1 protein-coding gene is annotated in these 370 nt (G+C 66.2%); it reads left to right on the top strand.

Going from position 1 to position 370, the window contains the following annotated elements:
- Positions 1-370: FGGY family carbohydrate kinase (locus LU493_RS19785; RefSeq protein WP_275289507.1), on the top strand; the 370-nt coding region annotated here is incomplete at both ends.

Raw genomic sequence — 370 nt, 5'->3', positions numbered from 1 at the left:
GGCGAGGCCATCTGGGCCTGCGCCAACGTCGATGCCCGCGCCAGCCGCGAAGTGGCGGAGCTTAAGGAGATCCACGACTATCGCTTCGAATCCGAGGTATACGAGGTCTCGGGACAAACCCTGGCGCTCAGCGCCATGCCGCGCCTGCTGTGGCTGGCGCACCACCGCCCCGATATCTACCGCAAAGCGGCAACCATCACCATGATCAGCGACTGGCTGGCGGCGAAGCTTTCCGGCGAGCTGGCGGTCGACCCGTCAAACGCCGGCACCACCGGCATGCTCGATCTGTTCAGCCGCGACTGGCGTCCGGCGCTGCTGGATATGGCCGGGCTGCGCGCCGATATGCTGTCGCCGGTCAAAGAGACCGGTA

This window comes from Halomonas elongata (assembly GCF_029081005.1).
GTDB classification, from domain to species: domain Bacteria; phylum Pseudomonadota; class Gammaproteobacteria; order Pseudomonadales; family Halomonadaceae; genus Halomonas; species Halomonas elongata_B.
Note: the sequence above shows the minus strand (reverse complement) of the source record. Positions and strands in the feature narration are given on the sequence as shown.